The sequence below is a fragment of the Streptomyces sp. NPDC005820 genome, assembly GCF_040630255.1.
Taxonomy (GTDB): domain Bacteria; phylum Actinomycetota; class Actinomycetes; order Streptomycetales; family Streptomycetaceae; genus Streptomyces.
Genome location: NZ_JBEXXE010000015.1, coordinates 79,331 through 96,443 on the forward strand (window position 1 = coordinate 79,331; position 17,113 = coordinate 96,443).

Sequence of the window (17,113 nt, forward strand, 5' to 3'; positions counted from 1 at the left end):
TGCCGGGATGTTCCGGTCCCTCGAACACCTGGTCATCCGTCATACGTACCGACTTCCCGCCCTCTCCGGTCCGGCCGGTGAAGGAGGCGGCGCGGCACGGCAGTTGGACGCCGCTCTGCTGTCGGTGGGCTTCAAGCTCTCGGCGGACCTGCTCGGGCATCTGTCGGGACTGGACGCGAAAACCGTCGTGGACACCGCCGTGCGGACGCTGGAGACCGTCCGCGAGATGGTCGGCGACCACGTCCGGCACAACGTCTACTTCGTCGACTTCCCGGCCAACGTGCCGGACACGTACGACTTCTGGACACGCTGCATCAACGAGGCGCTCGCCGACGACGCGTCCCGCGAGAGCACGCTCGCCCAGCTGAGCACGGGCGTGATCGACCTCCTCACCCTCCCGTCGTACGGCGTCTACCAGCACTCGTACGAGGAGATGCTCGCCGCGCACGAGGAGCTGATCGCCGCCGCGGGCGACCGTCTGACGGTCCTGCACCTGGGCGGCTCCCCGGAGGACGAGGTGACCGCGCTGTATCTGGCCCTCGCGGGCAGCGTCACCCCGCTGGGCGAGGCGGGTCTGCGCGACCTCGGGGTACTCGCGGAGTGCTGCGTCGGCGGTCCCCGGCCCGAGGCGATTCCCGTCCGGGAGAACCGCGCCGTCGTCAACCTCGCGCGCCTGCGCGTCGGCGCGGACCTGTTGCTGGACACGGTCACCGATGTGCTCCGGCTGGCCTGCGCGCTGTCGGGCGGTGATGTGACCCTCGTGGAGCCGACGCGGTTGCGGTCGCCGTCCCGGCCGGTGCGGCGGGCCCTGCTCGCCGGCCTCGACGGGGTCGTGGCCGCGGCCCCCGCCAAGCTGGCCGACGTCAGCGCGCACCGCGAGGCGTTCAAGCGACTCGGCGAGCGGCTGCATCCGCACGAGTACCCGCAGTGGCCGCACGCCGCCGAGGTGTTCGCGGTGGCGCGGGGCGAACAGGCGGCCCCGTCCTTCGACAGCCGCGTGGAGGAGCGGCTGGGCGCGCACGACGTCGGTGCGGCGGCGCAGCTGCTGACGGCGGCCCCGGGCAGGCTGTTCCGCTCCCTGGACCGTCTGCTGCGCGTCTGCCGTACCCAGGACGAGCGCGACACCGTCGTGGCCGCCGCCGAGCGGGTCGCCCCGAAGGTCTCCGGGCGGGTGCTGCTGTCGGTGCGTGAGCACTTCCACAACCGGACCGGGGAGCCCGCCGGGAGCCGGGTGTTCGTCAACCGCACGGGCCGCGGCTGGGTCACGGCCGACAGCCGGCCGCCGGTGACGGCGCCGGAACGCGCGCGGCTGATCGAGGTGCTGGACGCGGAGACCCGCCGTCGCCTTCCGGAGCCGGCACATCTGCTGGTCGACCCGGATGTGCTCGACGTGGCACTGCCGCTCAGCGGCAAGGCGACGGCGGCCGGGCTCGGCGTGCTGCCGCGCGGCTCCCTGTCCCGGGTCGACGGGGAGCTGCTGCGGTTCTTCGTGTACTGGAAGCAGACGAGCCGCACCACCGACTTCGATCTGTCCGCGCTGTTCCTGGACGCCTCGTACGAAGGCCTCGGCCGGCTGTCGTACACCGAGCTCACCCAGGTCGAGGGCGAGCACTCGGGAGACATCACCGACGCCCCGGACGGCGCCTCGGAATTCATCGATCTGCGGCTGGGGGCGGCGCGCGGGGACTTCATCGTTCCGCAGGTCAACATCTTCTCGGGCGAGGGGTTCGAGGAGGTGGAGGAGTCGTTCTTCGGCTTCATGCTGCGGGACGCCGAGCAGCGGGGGCGGCCCTTCGAGGCGCGGACCGTGCGGATGAAGTCGGAGCTGCGGGGCCCGGGCCGGGTCGCGCTGCCGCTGGTGTTCCTGCGCGGCCCCGACGGCGGCTGGCGGGCGAAGTGGCTGCACCTGTATCTGCGGGGCAGGGTGGCCTTCAACCGCGTCGAGGGCAACCGGGTCTCGGTCGCGAGGCTGGTGCGTGCCGTCGTCGAGCGGGACCAGCTCACGGTCCGGCACCTCATCGACCTCATGGCCGACGCGACCATCACGGTGTGGGACGGCGGGACGGTCCCGGACGGGCCGGTCATGTACGTCGGTCTGGAGCGGCCCGAGGGGCTGCACCCGGATTCGGTGGTCGTGACCCGGGAAAACCTGCGCGACCTGATCCCCCGCTGACTGTTACCGTTGCCTTCGGGCGAGGCCATGAACGGGCTTCCTTCTCCTCACTCTCCCTGATCCAGTCCGTTCGCTTTCCTCTCCCCCGACCTCACGCCGGGGTGCCGCAGGGCACCCCGGCGTCGTCGTGTCGTCAGTACCGCGGGCGGTGCGGCGCGGTGAGCGCCTCGAAGGTGTGGCTGAAGTACCAGGTGTCCTGGGCGATGCCGGAGCAGGAGTCGGAGCCGCCGGTGCCGACGCAGCCGCCGTTGTCGCGCTGGAGCGCCCAGAAGGAGAGGGTGTTGATGTGCCGGGCGGCGGCCCACTTCTCCACCGTCACGGCGTCCTCGGTGGTGAAGGTCTCCTCGGGGCCGTAGTCGTCGATGCCGGGCATCTCGATGACGCCGATCATGTTCCACAGCTTGGCGGAGTTCTTCTTCGGGTAGAGCGCGGCGAGTTGGCCGTGCAGACCGGCGGCGGCCGTCGCGGTGTCGGCGGCCATGTCGTGGGTGGCCCCGTCGTAGTAGTCGAAGGTCATGAGGTTGACGACGTCCACCCGTGCGCCGTTGTCGACGGCGTTCCGGAGCACGGCGAGGCCGTTGGCCTCGAGTCCGGTCGTGGAGGTCGGCAGGGTGTAGGAGAACTGGACGCTGCGGCCGGTGCGTTCCGCCCAGCGCTGGACCTTGGCGATCGCCTTGTTGCGGCGGTCGATTCCGGCGGCGTTGTCGATGGAGTCGCCTTCGACGTCGAGGTCGATGCGGGTGATGCCGTAGGTGGTGACGAGGCTCTTGAAGACGGCGGCGATGGCGTCGACGTCGGTGCAGCTGTCGGCCAGTTCGGTGCCCGTGGTGTCCGCGGACCAGCCGCCGAAGGACGGGATGGCGTTGCCGCCGCGCGCCTGCATCCGCGCGATGTCCCGGCCGAAGGTGTCCTTCGAGATCGGCTGGCCGGGCTCACCGTTCCAGTACGCGGTGCAGGAGCCCGGCGTGGCCGTCTGCAGGAAGGCCAGGGTGAGGTACTTGTTGCCGGAGGCGGCGGCGAGCTCGGCCGGGCTCTCCCCGGTCCAGGCCTCGAAGTACGGCGCCACCACCTGGGCCGGCATGGGCTTGGCGGAGGCCGGGAGCGGGCCCGGGGCGGCGAGCGCGGCCCCTCCCCCGAGGGCCAGGAGTCCGATGGACAGAGAGGTCGCGCTCAGGCAGGACAGCAACGTACGCACAGAACCAGGTCGTCTCACTGACGCTCCCGTGGTGAAGGGGCGGGACGGGGCCACGGCGGCACGGGGCCCACGGGTGAACAGCGACCATCGTTGGACTAGACCATTTAACTGTCAAGGTTCTTTACAATCATCTGACCGCGACCCGGTACCGATCGAACGCCTCCCGCGCATCCGGCACGAACTCCCGCCGCCGCACGAGCGCTTCGAGTTCCCCCTCGGTGAGCCAGTCGTGCCAGGCGATTTCCTCGAGGTCCGGCCGTATCGGCTCGGTGATGACGACCTCGTGCAGACCGAGCCAGTAGGGGCTGATCACGCCCTCGCACAGAAACGTGAGCACCAGGCGCGGGGCGGCACACACCCCCACTTCCTCGGAGAGCTCTCGCGTCGCCGCCTCTTCGTACGACTCGCCGGCGTCGGCGGCTCCGCCGAGCATCCAGTTGTAGTGACCGGGGAAACGGCTCGCACGGTCCGGACGGCGGTGGACGAGGAACCGCCCGTCCGCGTCACGGCACACGATCGTCGCGATGCGGTGCAGCCAGCGACGACGTATCGCCTCCGCGCGATCGACCACCCCCAGCACCCGGTCCTGTTCGTCGACTCGGTCGACCAGTTCAGCCATACGGCACACGATGTCAGTTCAGGTGCGGGGTGCTGCGAGGGTGGCGGTGGTGGGGCCCTCGGGGCGGACCGTGATGCCGTAGGACGTCTTCGTGGGGGTGCGGTGGAACGTCACGGTGTGGGCGGGGAGGAGGTGTTCGAGCAGGACCGTGGATTCACGGAGGGCGAACTGCAGGCCGAGGCAGGCGCGGGGACCCATGCCGAAGGGGAGGTAGGCGCCCGGTTGGGTGGGCCGGCCGTCCGGGGTGGTGAAGCGGCGGGGGTCGAAGTGCTCCGGATCCGGCCAGAGTTCGGGGTCGCGGTGGGTGAGGTAGGGGCAGACGAGGATGTCGGTGCCCGCCTCGACGGTGTGGCCCGCGAGGACGTCGTCCTCCGCGGCGTGGCGCGGCAGGATCCAGGCGGTCGGGTACAGCCGGAGCGTCTCGTGGACCAGGGCCTGGAGGGCCTGGCGGCGCTGCGCGGAGCCGTCGGCGCCGGCGCCGGCGGCGAGCGCCTCTTCGCGGGCGGCCGGGTTCCGGTCGAGGAGGAGATGGAGCCAGGTGAGGGTGGTGGCGGTGGTCTCGTGCCCGGCGACGAGGAGCGTGACCAGTTCGTCGCGGATCAGCCGGTCGGTGTACTCCGGCCGATCGGTGGCGGCGTCGAGCAGGACGTGCAGCAGGCCCGGGCCGTCGGGACCCGCCACCCCCGCGCGGGCCGCCTCGATGGCGCGCAGGGCGACCGCGTCGATCCGCGCGAGGTCCGCGGCCACGGCGTCCCGCGCGTCCGTGGCGTCGGCGGGCAGCGTCGGCAGGGCGGCCGCCACCGCCCCGACGGCGGTCAGTTCGCGCTCGGTCTCCTCGTCGAGGGGGTGCCCGGTGAGGGAGCGCCAGATGACGTCCAGGGCGAACCGGCGCATCTCCTGCTCGACCTCGAAGGTCTCCCCGGTACGGGCGTACGCGCTCCAGCGGGCGGCGGTGAGCCGGGCGGCCTCGGAGATCCGCCCGTCGTAGCGGCGCATCCCGGTCCCGGTGAACTGGGACTGGAGCAACCGGCGTTGCCGCTTCCAGGCCTCGCCGGTGGCGGAGAGGACACCGTCACCGACCAGCAGCCGGGCCCGGTGCGAGCGCTTGACGTAGCGGTCCGGCTGCCGGGCGAGCACATGTTGCACCGCGTGCGGGTCGGTGACGAGCACGGTGAGGCCCGGCCCGAGCCGGAACCCGGCGACCCCGCCGACCTCTTCCCGCACCTGGGTCAACAGGTCGACCAGTTCGCCTCCGGCCGCGTGCCACCGCGCCACGAGCCCCGGCTTGGCTTCCGGGAGCGGGTGTCCAGCCGTGGGAACGTCCGAGAGGGGGCGGAGGCCTGCTTCGCTGTCCAAGTTCCTTCTCCTGGTCGACCGTTGCCGTCGCGCTCGGGTCGGAGCACCGGCACTGCGGACTGTACGGGAGAAGGCACAGCTGGTGACAGCGCGTCAGGGGCGTACGGGGGAGGCGTGTCAGGGTGCCGCCGGCGTGCTGGCGCGCGCGGCCGCGCGCGGCGGGGAGTGGGGCGCGGCGGTGTAGCGGGAGGCTGCCCCGTACGACCCTGGCGACTCTGAGGAGACGGTGCCGGCCCGGCGCGATGCCGTCCCGGCCGGACCGGCCCGGACCCCTGGAGGGCCGGGCCGGGGAAGCCGATGCCGGCGGTGTGGGCGCTGAGCCTGCCGGCGGAGGTCCTACGAGACGTCGTACGCCTCGGGGTCGAACCGGGCGAGTCTGCGGCGCAGCCGGCCCGTCGACCAGGGCCAGCTGAAGCTGTTGAGGCCGTTGCCGTCGAGGTAGTAGCTCGAGCAGCCGCCCGCGTTGTAGACGGTGGAGGGCAGGGCCTGCTGGACCTCCGCGCCGAAGGCGGCCTGCACTTCGGGGCGCACGTCCATCCGGGTCCAGCCCGCCGAGCGGAAGTGCCGTACCGCCCCCGTCAGATAGGCGAGTTGGGCTTCGAGGATGGTGTACGCGGAGGAGTGGCCGGTCCCGAGATGCGGGCCGAGCAGGATGAACGCGTTGGGGAAACCGGTGACCGTGGTGCCCAGGTAGGCGTCGGGGCTGCCCTTCCAGTGGTCGTCGAGGCTCACCCCGTCGGCGTCGAACACGCGCCCGGCGATGGGCATGTCGAGGATGTGGAAGCCGGTGCCGAGGATGATGGTGTCCACGTCCGCCGTGCTGCCGTCCGCGCCGATCACGCGGCTGCCGTCGACGGCCCTGACCGCGGTGGGGTGGACGGTGACGTTGGGCCGGGTCAGGGCCGGATAGTAGGTGTTCGACAGCAGCAGCCGTTTGCAGCCGAGGGTGTAGTCGGGCGTCAGGGCCCGGCGCAGCAGCGGGTCCCTGACGGCGGCCCTGAGATGGAGTGCGCCCACCTTCTGCACCGCGCGCAGGAGGGAGGGGTGACGGAAGCCGATGCCGAGGGCCTCCAGAGCGGCGTACTCCGCGCCCCACAGGGCCCGTTGGGCGGCCGGGAGGCGCCGCAGCAGCCGGCGCTCGGCGGTCGGGACGTGGTGGTCGGGCTTGGGCAGCACCCACTGGGCGGTGCGCTGGAACAGGTGCAGCCGGGCGACGCGCGGCTGGATGGCGGGCACGAACTGCACGGCGGACGCGCCGCTGCCGACGACGGCGACCCGGGCGCCGGTCAGTTCGTGGTCGTGGCGCCAGCGCGCGGAGTGGAAGACCTCGCCGGGGAAACCGGCCAGACCCGGGATGTCGGGGAGCAGGGGTTCGTGCCAGGGGCCCGCCGCCGCGACGAGGAAGCGCGCGAGGTAGTCGCCGCGGGTGGTCTCGACCCGCCAGCGGGCCTCCCGGGGATCCCATTGGGCGCGCCGCGCCTCGGTGCCGAAGCGGATGAGGGGCGTGACGCCGTGCCTGGCCGCCGTGTCGCGGAGGTAGGCGCGGATCTCGGGCTGGCCGGCGAAGGCCCGGGACCACTCGGGGTTCGGTGCGAAGGAGTAGGAGTACAGGGCGGAGGGGACGTCGCAGGCGCACCCCGGGTAGGTGTTGTCCCGCCAGGTGCCGCCGAGGTCGTCCGCCTTCTCGACGACGACGAGGTCCTGGACGCCGACCCGGCGCAGTTCGACGGCGGCCCCGATGCCGGACAGACCGCTTCCGATGATCAGCGCCTCGACGGTGCGCGGCCGGGGGCTCGTCGCCGCGGTGGGATGCTCGGGGTGCGGCATGTCAGGCTCCTGTCCGGGTGCCGGGGTGGGTGTCGGGGCGGGGGTCGGCAGTCGGGGTGGAGGCGGCTGACAGGGCGGTCGGGGCGGTCCGGCGGACTCGGTCGCGGACGAGCGCGCGCGTGGTGCGCAGGGCGGTCTCCAGTACGGTGAGCCGCCGCCGCGGGTCCATGAAGTTGCCGCCCATCACCTCCAGGTCGGCGGGGGTGGGTTCGATCCGGACGACCTCGGTGCCGGCGGCGCGCAGCGCGGCGCACTCCGCGTCGAGGGTGCGGGTCATGGCCCGGCGCAGCAGCGCCTCGGCCCGGCCCAGTCCCCGGCGCGGACCCGGGGCGACCGAGCTCATGGGGGCGACGACGTACACCTCGTCGAGGCCCAGGGGGACGAGAAGGTCGGCGGAGGCGGTGGACAGGATGCCGCCGTCGGCGAACCGGCGGCCGCCGATGCGCACGGGCGGGAACCAGCCGGGGACCGCCCAGGAGGCGCGCAGTGCGTCCCGGAGCGCGGCGGGCGGGGTGTCGGGGTGTCCGAAGACGGTACGGCGTCCCGTGTCGAAGTCGGTGGCGACCAGCCAGGTCGCCGGATGCCCGACCCAGCCGCCGCCGGGGGCCAGCACATCGGCCAGGGCCCCCAACCACCCGCTGTCGCCCCGCCCTTGCGGCAGCAGGCCGGACAGCCCGGCCAGTGCGGGAGCCGTGCGCCGCAGGGCCCGGCGCGCCAGCTCCGGCGAGCCCGGGAAGAAGGCGGGCCGCGGCGGGACCGCCCGGGGCGGGCCCGCGAAGTGCCGGACCAGTTCCGCACGCGCGTCCTCGGCGGCGAGTTGCGCCGCCAGCAGCTCGTCCACGGTGACACCGCTGCCGAGCAGAGCGGCCAGCTCCGCCCCGGCCGACGTGCCCACCAGCACCTCGGCGCGGCAGGGGTCCCACTGCAGGGCCCGCTGGAGGGAGTGCAGTGCGCCGACCGTCCAGGCCGCGCCGAGCGTTCCGCCACAGCCGAGCACCAGTCCTCGGGAAGGGGTCGTACGTGTGCCCGTCGCGGTCACGTGGATTCTCCGCCCTGTTGGCCTCTTCGGGATACCGACGAGATCGGGATACTAGCGGTATCCGAAAGCCGGGGGCAGCCCTTCGGCGGAGTTAAGATCCGAGGGGTTCGGGGGCCGCCCCGAGACACAGGACACCGCGCAGGTCGGGAGAGGGAGCGAGACATGGCCCGGCTCAGCCGCGTCGAGAGCCAGGAGCGTACGCGCGAGCGACTCGTCGCCACCGCACGGGAACTCTTCCTGCGCGACGGCTACGCAGTGACCTCGCTCAGCGACGTCGCGGAGACGGCCGGCTACTCCAAGGGCGCCGTCTACTCCAACTTCCGCAGCAAGGGCCATCTGTGTCTGGCCGTGCTCGACGACATCCGGGCCGAACAGCTCGCCCTGCTCACGGAATCCGTGATGCGCGATCCGGGGGCCGAGGACCGGCTGGCGGCCTTCGCCGCCTGGAGCGAGGCCCATATCGGCGCCGAGACGTGGACCGTGCTCGAGGTCGAGTTCCTCACCGGCGCACGGCACGACGAGGAACTCCGGCGCGAGATCACGGCCCGGGTCACCGCGATCCGTGCGGCGCTGGCCCTGCTCATCGAGGCGCTGGCCCAGGAACTGGGCACCTCGCCGGCCATGCCGCCCGAGCAGGCCGCGATGACCCTGCTCAGCCTGGGCATCGGCCTCGGCCTCCAGCGCGTCGCCGACCCGTCCGTCCCGACGGCCGTCCTCACGGACACCCTGCGGCTCGTGCTGCGGCTGGACCGGTAGGCGCCCCGAACACGGACCTGATCCGGCCTCGACGGCCGGGCTCCCCGGCCGCCCTCGGTGCTATCGGGTGCCGGTTCTGGCGTCGTAGGCGCGGCGGGCCTGTTCGACCTTGTCCAGGTTGGGCGACCACTCGGCGAGAGTCGCGAACAACGGGGCGAGGCTGCGGCCGAGTGCGCTGATCTCGTACTCCACGCGCGGGGGCACCTCGGGGTGGTAGGTCCGCACCACGAGACCGTCCCGTTCCAGCCGGCGCAGGCGTTCGGTGAGCACCTTGGGGGTGATCGTGGCGATCCGGCGTTCGAGCTCGACGAAACGCTGGCGGCCGTACTCGTTGAGCGTCCAGAGGATCGGGGTGGTCCAGCGGCTGAAGACGATGTCGACGACGGGGGCGATCGGGCAGGCGTTCTCCGGCGCGACCTCGTCCTCTCCAGGTGTGCTCTCCGTCACATCCAGTCCCTTCTCCCGATACTTTCCTCTAGGTACCTACTGTCCTGTCGATAGTAGCTTCGCCGTGTCCCCAGGAACTCGGAATGGAGTGCAGATGATCGTGGTGACCGGTGCGACGGGCAATGTCGGACAGCCGCTGGTGCGGGCGCTCGCGGCGGCGGGCGAAAGGGTGACGGCCGTCTCCCGGCGCGTCCCGGCGAACGAGGTGCCGACGGGGGTGCGGCAGCACCAGGGGGACCTGGCCGAGCCGCGGAGTCTCGCGCCCGCCCTCGACGGGGCCGAGGCGCTGTTCCTGCTGACCTCCGGCGACTTCGTGGCGGCGGGCGGCGACCTCGGCCGCGCCCTCGAAACGGCGCGGGCCGCCGGCGTCCGCCGGGTCGTGCTGCTGTCCTCGCAGGGGGTCGGCACGGGCGACCACTCCCCCGAACTGGAGGATGCCGTCACCCGGTCGGGCCTGGACTGGACGCTGCTGCGGCCGGGCGGCTTCCACTCCAACACCCTGCAGTGGGCCGACGGGGTGCGCACACGCCGGGTGGTGACGGCCCCGTTCGGCGATGTGGCCCTGCCGGTCGTCGACCCGGCCGACATCGCCGAGGTCGCCGCGGTGGCCCTGCGGGACGCCGCGCACACCGGCAAGGTCTACGAACTCACCGGACCGGCCCCGGTCTCACCCCGGCAGCAGGCCGCCGCGATCGCGGACGCGCTCGGCGAACCGGTGCGGTTCGTCGAACAGAGCCGGGACGAGGCCAGGGCGGCGATGGCGCGGTTCATGCCCGAGCCGATCGTGGAACGCACCCTCGACATACTCGGCACACCGTCCGCCGGACTCCTGCGCGTCAGCCCGGACGTCGAACGGCTCCTGGACCGCCCGGCCCGCCCCTTCACCGAGTGGGCGGCCCGCAACGCCCCGGCCTTCACATGACCCGGGACGACGGCCGGGGCATGGACGGGCGGCGCCGGGGGCGTCCGCAACACCGAGCGCACGCGGGGGGCGCACCCCTTAGGACGACTTCCCGGCCGCCGCGTCGAGAGCACGCTTCAGGGCCGGCACCCCCTCCCCGAGAAGTGTCTTCTCCAGGCTGTGGTCGCTCTTGCGGCCCGTCCGCTCGCCCTGGGCGAAGCCGTCGGTGTCCACGACCTCCCCGCACCACTCGCCGTTGCCGACGGACTGCCCGTCGAACGGCACCACCGCGCCCTCCCCCAGCGACACCCACCGCTCGTCCTCCCAGCGCAGGGCGAGGATGTAGGTGTGGTCCGGCACGACGCGCGGGGCGTCGCCGGTCAGCTCGGGGATCAGGGTCTTTCCGTCGGAGCGCAGCAGGTTCCAGCCCAGGCCGATGTAGTCCAGGGAGGACCCCACGGCGGGATGGGAGCGGGCGGTGGAGGTGAACGGCTTGTCCTGGACCTCCAGTTCGACCGTCCGCTCCACTTCGTAGCTGTAGCTTCCGGCCGACAGCTCCTCCCGCCCGCTCTCCCGCTCCTGGACCGCGCGGCCCACGACCACCACGTCGGCGTACCGCACCCAGTCCTTCGCCGTCTCCGACGGATAGCGATTGACCGCGATCCCGCAGCCGTTGACGGTGTCGAGACCCGGCCAGCCGATGAGCACTCCCGCGACCACGCCGATGGCCGCCGCACCCGCGACGACCGGACGGCCCGTCAGACGGGCCGGTAAAAAGTTTCTTCGCACCCGATGATCTTGATGTGCGCACGATCCCCCGGCCGTGACGCACGTCACTTTTCCAGTCACAGCCCTGTCACAGCGCGACCGGCTACGACCATCTGTCCGAATCGTGGGGCCGAAAGGCCAGGCCAAAGGGGTCGTGGATCTGTTCGCGCGCCTGGTAGGAAGGGCAGATGGCCTCTCATGATCTCGACCCGTCGCAGCGACTTCTCGCCGAACGCGCCTGCGAGCGGGTGATCCTGGAGTTCGTCCGCCGTCTCGACCTCGGTGACCCGAGCACGGTCTGCGACCTCTTCACCCCCGACGGCGTCTGGGAGTGGCCGCACGACTCCCGGCGCGTCGAGGGCCGCGAGGCGCTCCGCGCCTACTTCGGCTCCCGCCCCGCCGACCGCCTCTCCCGCCGCGTCTGCACCAACCTCCTGGTCACCGTCGACACGCCCGACACCGCCACGGCCACCACCTACTTCGCCACCTACCGGGTCGACGGCCATACGGAGGGCACCTTCGTCACCCCCCGGCTGCCCGCCAACATCGGCCACTACGAGGACACGTTCCGCCGGATCGACGACACCTGGCTGCTCACCACCCGAACCCTCCACCTCGCGTTCGGCGGCCCGACGGAACGCCTGGCGCCCGTCGACCGGGACGCATGAGCAGGGGCCCTTCGGACCCGGCCGGGCGCGGTCACTGGGCACTGGCCGTCGGCCGTACGACGATTTCGTTGACGTCGACCCCGACCGGCTGGGAGACGGCGTGGGCGACGGCGTCCGCGACGGCGGAGGCGGGGAGGGCGACCGCCCGGTAGGCCTTCATGGCCTCGCGGGCGGCCGGGTCGGAGATGCCGTCGGCGAGTTCGGACTCCGTGACACCCGGGGAGACGAGAGTGACCCGGATGTCGCCGGCGGACTCCTGGCGCAGCCCCTCCGTGATCGCGCGGACGGCGAACTTGGTGGCGCAGTAGACGGCGGCGGTGGGCGAGACCTCGTACGCGCCGACGGAGGCGATGTTCACGACGTGCCCGCCGCCCTGGGCGCGCATCACCGGCAGGGCGGCGGCGATCCCGTGCAGCACACCCCGCACGTTCACGTCGATCATCCGGTCCCACTCGTCGACCTTCAGCGCCTCCAGCGGGGAGAGCGGCATCACGCCGGCGTTGTTGACGATGACGTCCAGCCTGCCGTGGCGCTCGCGGGCCGTGGCCACGAAGGAGCGGACGTCGGCGGCGTCCGTGACGTCCAGGTGGCGGAAGGACACGGTGCCGCCCGCCGCGGTGAGCTCCTTGGTGAGCGTCTCCAGCCGGTCGGTGCGGCGCGCCCCGAGGAGCAGACGGTGGCCGTCGGCGGCGAGCCGGCGGGCGGTCGCCTCTCCGATGCCGCTGCTCGCTCCGGTGACCGCGACGACCTTGGATGCGTGAGTCATGCCTGTACTTCCGTTCGGTGAGGGCAGTGGGGTTGCGCCACCGAGTCTGGGCGGGCCGACGACCGCCGGCCAGGACGTGTGCAGCCCGGGTGCACCGCACCCAGGCAGGCCGTCGTGCCCTTGGCCTAGGGTGCGGGCATGGCCGACAACCACCTGGGAGAGTTCCTGCGCGCCCGCCGGGCCGCCCTGCGGCCGGACGAGGTCGGGATGGTCGCGTACGGCGTCCGCAGGGTCGCCGGTCTGCGCCGCGAGGAGGTCGCCGTCCTGGCAGGGGTGAACGCCGACTACTACGCCCGTCTGGAACAGGGCCGTGAACGCCGGCCGTCGGCCCAGGTCCTCGACGCGCTCGGCCGCGCCCTGCGGCTGGACGCCGACGCCCAGGCACACCTGCACCGGCTGGCCGGCACGGCCCCCGCCCTGCCCCTCGGCCACACCACGGACCGGGTGAGCCCCGCCCTGCGCCGGCTCCTGGACGGCCACCCCGGCTCTCCGGCGTACGTCGTCAACCGCACCCTGGACGTCCTGGCCGCCAACGCCCTCGCCGAGACCCTGCACTCGCCCTTCGAGGAACTGGACAACCTCGCCCGGATGACGTTCCTCGACCCGGCCGGCCGCCTGTTCTACACCCGGTGGAACTGGACGGCCCAGGCCGTCGTGGGCCACCTGCGCGAGGCGGCCGGCCACGATCCGGACAGCCCCCGACTCGGCGAACTCGTACGGACTCTCTCCGCCCACAGCGCCGACTTCACCCGCCTGTGGAACACCCACACCGTGCGGGGCAAGACCCAGGAGGCCAAGCACTTCCTCCACCCGGACGTCGGCCCCCTCACCCTCACCTACCTGGCCCTCGACGTCCGCGACTCCCCCGGCCAGCAACTCGTCGTCTACCAGGCCGACCCCACCGGGCCCGACGCCGAGGCCCTCACCCTCCTCGGCGCGCTGACGCGTTCCGCCGCGCTCTGACGGTCTCTCACAGCGCGCCCTCGTACCGTGCCGGGATCCGTGAAAAAAGTTCCCGCGTGGTGTCAACCGAGTGCCTCCCCGGGGCGTACAGACCGTGAAACGTGATCACCAGCGGGGAGTCCCATGACCGTCGAGGAGTTCGAGGAGTTCTATGCGCGCTCCCGGCAGTCCCTGGTGGGGCAGCTCTATCTGATGACCGGCGATCTGCACGAGGCGCAGGACGTCGTGCAGGAGGCGTTCGTGCGGGCCTGGGCCCGGCGGGCGCGGCTGCACCGGGACGCCGGGCCGGAGGCGTGGATCCGTACCGTCGCCTGGCGGCTCGCCGTCAGCCGGTGGCGCAGGCGCGGCAGGTCCCTGGAGGCCTGGCGGCGTCACGCGGGCGGGCGGGCGGACAGCGGACCGGCCCCCGAGCCCGACACCGTCGCCCTGGTGACGGCGTTGCGCCGGCTCTCCGAGCGGCAGCGCCGGATCGCCGTCCTGTTCTACGTCTGCGATCTCACCGTGGACCAGGTCGCCGCCGAGACCGGGATCTCCGCCGGCACGGTGAAGACCCATCTCTCCCGGGCCCGCACCCAGCTCGCCGCGCAGTTGTCCGATGCCGCGTACAAGGAGGACCACGGTGTCTGAGCCCACCGAGCCCCACGGCCGGCGACCGGACGACGCCCTGGCCGCCGCCCTCAAGCGGGCCGCGGACGTGCACGACCGGGTGGTGCCGGTGCCGGTCGCCCGCATCGAGGCCCTGGGCGCCCGGCGAAGGCACCGGATGCTGGCGACCGCCGTGGTGTGCGCGGTGGGTGTGCTGGGCACGGCCGGGGCCGTGGCCGCCGTACGGCTGCAGCCGGATACCCGCCCGGCCGCGCCGGTCTTCACGCCTCCCCCGTCTCCCCCGCTCACGCCCTCGCCGTCCCCGTCGCCCACCGTTTCCCCGTCCGCCTCCTCCTCCCTCGCACCGCAGCCGACGGGCTCCGGCGCCCCGGCCTACGGAGGCGCCCCGTCCGGGGGCACGGGCGCCACGGACTCGGCCTCGCCTTCGATGGCGCCCACGGCCCCGCGCGCGGAGGGTTCCGGACGCGCGGCCGTCTCGCCGTCCCCGGACGACAGCGCCGCCTCCGACCCGGTCGGGTCGGCCCGGCCCTCGGACACCTCGGCGGGGTCCGCCGCCGCGCTCGCCCCGGCCTCCGGCTCGTAAGGACGTCACGCCCGTGCCCCAGGCTCCCCAGGACGCCCCGCCCGTACCCGCGCTCCCCGCACCGCCGCCGCCCGCGCCCTCCATACCGGCGCCGGTCACGCCTCCCCCGCGTGACCGGCGCCCCGCCCCGCCCGGCCGCAGGGACCCGTACGTCCTGGCGACGGCCCTGTTCGCCGTGTACGCGACGCTCTCCACCCTCCGCTACCGCCACCTGGGCACCCGTTCCTGGGACCTGGGCATCTTCGAACAGGCGGTCCGTGCGTACGCGCATCTGCGGGCCCCGATCGTCGATCTGAAGGGCCCCGGCTTCAACATCCTCGGGGACCACTTCAGCCCGGTCACCGCTCTCTTCGCCCCTGCCTACCGGCTCTTCCCCACTCCCGTCACCCTGCTCGTCGCCCAGGCCGCCCTGTTCGCGCTCTCGGCGGTACCGGTGACCCGGGCGGCCGCCCGGATGCTGGGGCGCCGGCAGGGCCTCGCACTCGGCATCGCGTACGGCCTGTCCTGGGGACTCCAGCAGGCCGTGGACTTCGACTTCCACGAGATCTGCTGCGCCGTCCCCCTGGTCGCCTTCAGCCTGGAGAACGTCCTGGCCCGCCGGTGGCGCCACGCGCTGCTGTGGGCGGCCCCGCTGGTGCTGGTCAAGGAGGATCTGGGCCTGACGGTCGCGGCCGTCGCCCTGGTCGTCGCCCTGCGCGCCCGCCGCCGACACCCCCGCGCCGCCCTGTACGCCCTCGCTCTCGCCGTACTCGGTGTCATGGCCACCGTGGTCACGCTCCTGGCCGTCGTCCCGGCCTTCAACACGACCGGCGACTACGACTACTGGACCAAGGTCGACGGCGGTTTCTCCCCCCTCGACGGCACGGACACCAAAATCCGCACCCTCCTGTGGCTGGTGATCCCGACCAGTGGGCTCCTCGCCCTGCGCTCCCCCCTGTTCGTCGTCGCCCTGCCCACCCTCGGCTGGCGTTTCCTCTCCTCCGACAGCCACTACTGGGGTTCCGACTGGCACTACAGCGCGATCCTCATGCCGGTCGTCTTCCTGGCCCTCGCCGACGCGCTCCCCCGTGCGCGGACGAGTCCCCGGCCGTGGCTGCGTGCGTACGCCCAGCAGCTGCCGGCGGCCGTCGCCTCGGCCGCGCTGGCCCTGACGACCACGCTCCCCCTCTCCGCCCTGACCGAGCGCGCCGCCTACGACGTCCCCGCACGCGTCACCCGCGTCGAGCGCCTCCTCCACCGGATCCCGGACGGCGCGACGGTCGAGGCCAACATCGGCCCCACCAGCCGCCTCACCTCCCGGTGCCGTGTCTTCTGGACCGGCGGCACCGGGCGCATCACCCCCGACTACATCGCTCTCGACAACTCCGGCCACGGGATCCGCGACATCGACGCGTACGCCCGGCAGCTCCATCCGGACGCCAGATACAGCCTCCTCGACGCCGCCTACGGGTACGTCCTCCTGGAACGCCGCTCCTGAGCGCGGCTGAGCCGGGGCGGCCGCCGTGGTCAGCCGGCCGGCGGCGCCACGGGCAGCCGTACGACGGCGGTGCCGGCCTGCGACTCGCCGAACTCCCATCCCGCGACGAGGGAGCACCCGAGGTCGTCGAGGATGTCGGTCGTGAAGGGCCAGCGGTCGCCACCGCTGTAGTGGGCGCCGCCGTCGCGGGCGTCCTCCTCGTCGAGGCAGAGCATGCGCAGGTGGTCACGGAGTCCGGGATGGGGTATCGCCGTGAGCGCTTCCTCCCAGCGCGGTTCGGCCGTCACGCCGTGGTCCTCCTGGTCGAACGGGGTCAGATGTCCGGGGCCGCGCGCGGTGAAGGTCGCGGCGCGCATCGCGTCGGTGAGCGTGCCGTCGGTGGCGACGCGCAGCAGCACGGTCAGCCAGATGTTGAGCTTCTTGCAGCCGGAGTCGGCCGGGTCCACGCCGTGCCGCCGGAGCAGCGGGCCGAGTTCCGCGCCGCGGAGCAGTACCTCACGGGCGCCGTCGAGCGAGGCGGCCCGTACGTCGGCGACGAAGTCGTCCCCGAACGGCCGGGGTCCCTTGTGTCCGCCCTCGCCCCAGGGTCCCGTCCCGTCCAGCAGGTGGGCGTCGAAGCGGAACAGCGACTCGCTCAGGTCGAAGCGCCATCCCGACGGCGAGAACACGTACTCGCCCCCGCCCTGGAGCGGCAGTTCCCTCGGTTCCGGGTCGGTGAGCGTCTCCGGGGTGATCCAGGTGTTCGGGAAGAGGAACTCGTCGAGGGAGTCGTCGGCGTAGTGGACGCCGTATCTCGTGGCGGGGTCGTCGGCTGCGGGTTTGCCGCCGAGGAGGATGTCGAAGGCACCGTTCAGCGTGGCCTCCCACGGGGTGGGGACGGCCGCCGGGCTGTCGCTGGACGCCATGAGAAGTGCTCCTGTCCTCGGGTGTTCCACTGCTCGCCAAGGTACGGCCCGCCACTGACAGTGG

General features: G+C 72.9%; 17 protein-coding genes. 8 read left to right on the plus strand and 9 right to left on the minus strand.

Features of this window, described 5'->3' with window-relative positions:
* Positions 1-7: 7 nt before the first annotated feature.
* On the plus strand, positions 8-2,173 hold the full coding sequence (locus tag ABZ464_RS20010) for a hypothetical protein (protein WP_359278999.1): 2,166 nt from the start codon (positions 8-10) through the stop codon (positions 2,171-2,173).
* 133 nt (positions 2,174-2,306) lie between these two features.
* On the opposite strand, the gene ABZ464_RS20015 is transcribed toward ABZ464_RS20010, so the two are convergent.
* From ABZ464_RS20015 to ABZ464_RS20035, 5 genes are all read right to left on the minus strand, one after another.
* On the minus strand, positions 2,307-3,368 hold the full coding sequence (locus ABZ464_RS20015) for a chitinase (RefSeq protein ID WP_359278722.1): 1,062 nt from the start codon (positions 3,366-3,368) through the stop codon (positions 2,307-2,309).
* Positions 3,369-3,495: 127 nt separating this feature from the next.
* Complete coding sequence (locus ABZ464_RS20020) at positions 3,496-3,987, minus strand: NUDIX domain-containing protein (RefSeq protein WP_359278724.1); 492 nt, start codon at positions 3,985-3,987, stop codon at positions 3,496-3,498.
* 18 nt (positions 3,988-4,005) lie between these two features.
* Entirely contained in the window at positions 4,006-5,343 is a 1,338-nt protein-coding gene (locus tag ABZ464_RS20025) for a cytochrome P450 (protein ID WP_359278727.1), read from the minus strand.
* A 336-nt stretch (positions 5,344-5,679) separates the two neighbouring features.
* On the minus strand, positions 5,680-7,170 hold the full coding sequence (locus ABZ464_RS20030) for an NAD(P)/FAD-dependent oxidoreductase (protein WP_359278730.1): 1,491 nt from the start codon (positions 7,168-7,170) through the stop codon (positions 5,680-5,682).
* A gap of 1 nt (position 7,171) precedes the next feature.
* A complete protein-coding gene (locus tag ABZ464_RS20035; protein WP_359278733.1) occupies positions 7,172-8,209 on the minus strand; it encodes a patatin-like phospholipase family protein in 1,038 nt (345 codons plus the stop codon).
* A 162-nt stretch (positions 8,210-8,371) separates the two neighbouring features.
* On the opposite strand from ABZ464_RS20035, the gene ABZ464_RS20040 reads away from it, so the two are divergent.
* Positions 8,372-8,965 carry a TetR family transcriptional regulator gene (locus tag ABZ464_RS20040; protein WP_359278736.1) on the plus strand — a complete coding sequence of 198 codons (594 nt, stop codon included), beginning with the start codon at positions 8,372-8,374 and terminating at the stop codon, positions 8,963-8,965.
* Between the two features lie 60 nt (positions 8,966-9,025).
* On the opposite strand, the gene ABZ464_RS20045 is transcribed toward ABZ464_RS20040, so the two are convergent.
* Complete coding sequence (locus tag ABZ464_RS20045; RefSeq protein ID WP_359279001.1) at positions 9,026-9,418, minus strand: helix-turn-helix domain-containing protein; 393 nt, start codon at positions 9,416-9,418, stop codon at positions 9,026-9,028.
* 88 nt (positions 9,419-9,506) lie between these two features.
* Here ABZ464_RS20045 and ABZ464_RS20050 point away from each other — a divergent pair, with 88 nt between their 5' ends.
* A complete protein-coding gene (locus tag ABZ464_RS20050) occupies positions 9,507-10,334 on the plus strand; it encodes an NAD(P)H-binding protein (protein ID WP_359278737.1) in 828 nt (275 codons plus the stop codon).
* Positions 10,335-10,412: 78 nt separating this feature from the next.
* On the opposite strand, the gene ABZ464_RS20055 is transcribed toward ABZ464_RS20050, so the two are convergent.
* Positions 10,413-11,102: a hypothetical protein gene (locus ABZ464_RS20055; RefSeq protein ID WP_359278740.1), complete on the minus strand. Its 690-nt coding sequence runs from the start codon at positions 11,100-11,102 to the stop codon at positions 10,413-10,415.
* Positions 11,103-11,269: 167 nt separating this feature from the next.
* Here ABZ464_RS20055 and ABZ464_RS20060 point away from each other — a divergent pair, with 167 nt between their 5' ends.
* Positions 11,270-11,749 (plus strand): nuclear transport factor 2 family protein, encoded by a 480-nt coding sequence (locus tag ABZ464_RS20060; RefSeq protein WP_359278743.1) that lies wholly within the window; start codon positions 11,270-11,272, stop codon positions 11,747-11,749.
* A gap of 31 nt (positions 11,750-11,780) precedes the next feature.
* Here the strand turns inward: ABZ464_RS20060 and ABZ464_RS20065 are convergent, their stop codons facing one another.
* A complete protein-coding gene (locus ABZ464_RS20065; protein ID WP_359278746.1) occupies positions 11,781-12,515 on the minus strand; it encodes an SDR family oxidoreductase in 735 nt (244 codons plus the stop codon).
* A 138-nt stretch (positions 12,516-12,653) separates the two neighbouring features.
* Between ABZ464_RS20065 and ABZ464_RS20070 the strand changes: the two genes are divergently transcribed.
* The 4 genes from ABZ464_RS20070 to ABZ464_RS20085 all read left to right on the plus strand — a co-directional run bounded on the left by ABZ464_RS20070 (position 12,654) and on the right by ABZ464_RS20085 (position 16,144).
* A complete protein-coding gene (locus ABZ464_RS20070) occupies positions 12,654-13,478 on the plus strand; it encodes a helix-turn-helix transcriptional regulator (RefSeq protein WP_359278749.1) in 825 nt (274 codons plus the stop codon).
* Between the two features lie 123 nt (positions 13,479-13,601).
* Positions 13,602-14,105 (plus strand): SigE family RNA polymerase sigma factor, encoded by a 504-nt coding sequence (locus tag ABZ464_RS20075; RefSeq protein ID WP_359278752.1) that lies wholly within the window; start codon positions 13,602-13,604, stop codon positions 14,103-14,105.
* Positions 14,098-14,667 carry a hypothetical protein gene (locus ABZ464_RS20080; protein WP_359278755.1) on the plus strand — a complete coding sequence of 190 codons (570 nt, stop codon included), beginning with the start codon at positions 14,098-14,100 and terminating at the stop codon, positions 14,665-14,667. The genes ABZ464_RS20075 and ABZ464_RS20080 overlap by 8 nt, the downstream gene beginning before the upstream one ends.
* Before the next feature lie 154 nt (positions 14,668-14,821).
* The gene (locus tag ABZ464_RS20085; RefSeq protein WP_359279003.1) at positions 14,822-16,144 is read left to right on the plus strand and encodes a DUF2079 domain-containing protein; all 1,323 of its coding nucleotides are present in this window, start codon (positions 14,822-14,824) and stop codon (positions 16,142-16,144) included.
* Positions 16,145-16,173: 29 nt separating this feature from the next.
* Here ABZ464_RS20085 and ABZ464_RS20090 read toward each other — a convergent pair whose 3' ends face one another.
* Positions 16,174-17,049 carry a hypothetical protein gene (locus ABZ464_RS20090; protein ID WP_359278758.1) on the minus strand — a complete coding sequence of 292 codons (876 nt, stop codon included), beginning with the start codon at positions 17,047-17,049 and terminating at the stop codon, positions 16,174-16,176.
* Positions 17,050-17,113: the final 64 nt, after the last annotated feature.